General features: G+C 57.8%; 2 protein-coding genes. One reads left to right on the top strand and one right to left on the bottom strand.

Annotation, left to right across the window (positions count from 1 at the left end):
• Positions 1–431, bottom strand: a 431-nt coding sequence (locus tag HFM78_RS14535) for an NFACT family protein (RefSeq protein WP_287130173.1), incomplete at its 3' end; no start/stop codon positions are given.
• 103 nt (positions 432–534) lie between these two features.
• Here HFM78_RS14535 and HFM78_RS14530 point away from each other — a divergent pair.
• Positions 535–2,676: a P-loop NTPase fold protein gene (locus HFM78_RS14530; RefSeq protein ID WP_287130172.1), complete on the top strand. Its 2,142-nt coding sequence runs from the start codon at positions 535–537 to the stop codon at positions 2,674–2,676.
• Positions 2,677–3,076 lie beyond the last annotated feature (400 nt).

Raw genomic sequence — 3,076 nt, 5'->3', positions numbered from 1 at the left:
GTATGGGCACAGCAGAGAATTTTGTTTTGGGCATCCGCAAAGATGAGGTTGCTATATTTGCCCATGATCTCCACGTAGAGCCGGAAGGTAACGGGAGCCTGGGGCCTGAGCGCGAATTCGAGGGTGGCGACCCGTTCCCACAAAGGCTGCTCGATATTGATGAGGACTTGACCACCGAGATGTTGGAATAACTGTTGGGCGAAGGGATAACGGCTCCCAGACTTGCCCCGGATCTTCTGGGTCGAGAGGTGAATCCGGGCCGCGACGGGATGACAGGAGACCTCTAGGCCAGCCTGTTGGGTGGCATTACGGAGGATGAGCCGGACAGTATGGGGGTTCTCCTGGCGTGCCCCCTCGACCCGCGCCGGGACCCACTGGCCTCTTAGCTCGTGGAGGATTGCCCCCAGCGTCGTCACATCAACCCCTTGCATCCGTATCCTGCGATAGTCCTGCTTTCATCATAGGTAACGAAGATGTAAAGAAATGACTCAGGATGGGTACTATGGGTGGCGACACTCCTCCCCCCGGTTGCCAATGGCAAGGACCACTACCGAAGGCTTTGACAATCCCGTCGCCCGCCGCGAAGAAGACTTTTTGGATCGTTGGAGTTTTGCCCGCGAGGTCTTCAATATTGCCGATACCACGCCCGCCGATTGGTCCGTGCGGATTGGCGTCTATGGCGAGTGGGGCGCGGGGAAGAGTTCGGTTATGTACTTCATCGAGTCCATGGCCCTGGCCCAAAAACACCTCGTCGTCCGCTTTAATCCCTGGCAGTTCAATACGCCCACCGAGATGTGGCTGTCTTTTACCGATGAACTGCACCACGTCCTCACCGCCGCTGGGGTCAATGTCAAGGATTACGTCAGTGCCCGCAACAGTGTCCGCATGAACGGGTTGGCCCGCCGTTTCGAGTGGTCCAACGGCGAATCCGCCGAGAAACCCGCCCCTGAACCCACCAGCACCGCCAGTGGCCTGACTGTCTTGAACCAGTGGCTCTTGGGTAATAGCAGTGGCCTAGCTAAACTCAATCAGAGCCTGGGGCAACGCCGGGTGATCATCTTGGTCGACGACCTCGACCGCACGGACTTGAGCCTGCTCCCCGAACTGCTCTATGCCATCCGCGAACTGCTCGACTTACCCCGCTTCGTATTTGTGCTGTGCTTTGACCCTAATGTGGTCGGGTTAGCCCTCAAGCGGCATCATCCGGGTTGGGGTGACGGTACTCGTTTCCTCGAAAAAATCGTGGACTTCCCGCGCTGGCTCCCGCCCTTGACCCGCCGCGACCTGTTGGCCCTGGCCCGCAATGATGTTTTACGCTATTGCACTTTTATCAGTACCGAGGCCCTAGAGCGCAACTTTCACCTGTTACCTGAGAATCCACGCCGACTACGGATGTTTGTACGGAGTCTGTGGAGTTTAAAGGGTGAACTCGAACGCTACGAACCCCAGGAAATAGACTGGGACATCCTTTTATTAGTGAACCTCCTCAAATTCACCCAACCCCGGCTGGCGGAGGCCCTATTCAACCGCCCGGACCTCCTAGATGAACTGGGGGCAACGCGCCTTACCCAGTCCACGCCCACTGCCCCTTTTACCCAACTCTGGACTGCCGAAAACCTGGAGGGATCCAGTTGGGCCATCTTGCTCCGGTTGAATGAATGCGTCTACCTCCGGGATGGTCAACTAATCCGCCTCCATGCCCTGATGACAGAACACCCCCCAGTCATCACTGGACAGGAGTTCGCCCACTGTTTCAGCGCTTGGCAACAAAATCCCGACGACCTCAAAAGCTGGACCGAGCGACACAAACTCAAGCACGAGTTCATGACCAAGCCGGTCATCACCGAACTGTACACGCAGACGATTAAGTTCCGGCTAGAGCTACTCACCCGCGCCGCCGATGCTGTCTCGGCTGAGGAAGCCCAAGCCCGGCTGAGCGATGCGGCCCAAGCCCTCCACTTACTCGATGCCCTAGCCTTCAAACTCGAAGGTTTCGTTGGACCCCAGCCGCTCCTGAATGCCCAGCATTTTGCCTTGACCCTGGCGATGGTCCTCAAGGGGATGCAGGGCGACCAACACCCTGACCAAGAGACCCAGTTCCTCGAAGAAATCGTCCACCGCGCCGTCCTGCCCCCCGACCAGCTGCTAGCCTGTCTGCGTCCCTGGGAACCGGCGGTCGTCTCCTGGCAACGCCCCGCCCCCGCCCAGGCTCTCATCGCCCACATTGCCCAGCGCATTGCTCCCAGAGTCGCCCAACAACTGCTAGACCTAATGCCCATCCCCGCCGGTCTGCAACCCCTGCTGACCCCCGACCACCGACTGGCCCAGAAGTATGTCCTCCTTGACCGCCATAGCCCGCTGTGGCAACAAGACCACCTACGGATGCAGTTCATCTACCTCTGTCCCCGCGCCCAGCATGAACCCGCCGTCCAGCGTAACCTCCTCCACTTCCTAGAACTCGTTATCCAGAAGCTAGAGCAAGACTTCGTGCGCGACATTGAAGAAGTGGTCTGTCAACCCGAAGTCATCACCGCCGCTTGGTCCGGGGTCCTCGCCCACCCCATCAATTCCCGGCTTTTCCTCAGCTTTAAAGAGACCCGCGATGTCCTGGAAGACCTCATCGAACAAACCCTCCCTGTTCCGCCCTGGTGGGAGCGCATGGCAAGGGAAAGCTAAGCGTCAGCTCTGAACCTAGTCCACTCAGTAAAAAGCCCCGTTGACTGGGCTCTGAGCCTCGTTCACTTAGTAAAAAGCCTCAGGCGGAGGGGCTTCTTCAGGGCTAAGGTGTGGCTACTTAATCTGACAAGCTAAGGGATGGATCTGGAACGTGTCCAAGCAATGCTAACTGCTCTTAATTGGTGGTTACGCTTTGATCAAGCCTTATCCTTGATTCATCCGGCTTAGTCCTCGGATCACCAGCGTTTTAGCCGTTGGGTATCTTAAGGGATTGTAAATTATCGTGCTGATCGGAGATTTTCAGAGCCACTAGTTCCCGCTCGGGGACCCGTAGGACGAGGGGCGCGGGCTGTTCGATGAAGGCGGGGGATAGGGGGAGGGTGGCATCTAGCTCATCGAG

This window comes from Candidatus Cyanaurora vandensis (assembly GCF_013285555.1).
GTDB classification, from domain to species: Bacteria; Cyanobacteriota; Cyanobacteriia; order Gloeobacterales; family Anthocerotibacteraceae; genus Cyanaurora; species Cyanaurora vandensis.
The sequence above is the reverse complement of the archived record's forward strand: the minus strand, read 5'-3'. Positions and strand labels throughout refer to the sequence as shown.

Coding starts and splice junctions, on each gene's coding strand:
- HFM78_RS14530 (WP_287130172.1), top strand. CDS start 535: ATGGCAAGGACCACTACCGAAGGCTTTGACAATCCCGTCGCCCGCCGC.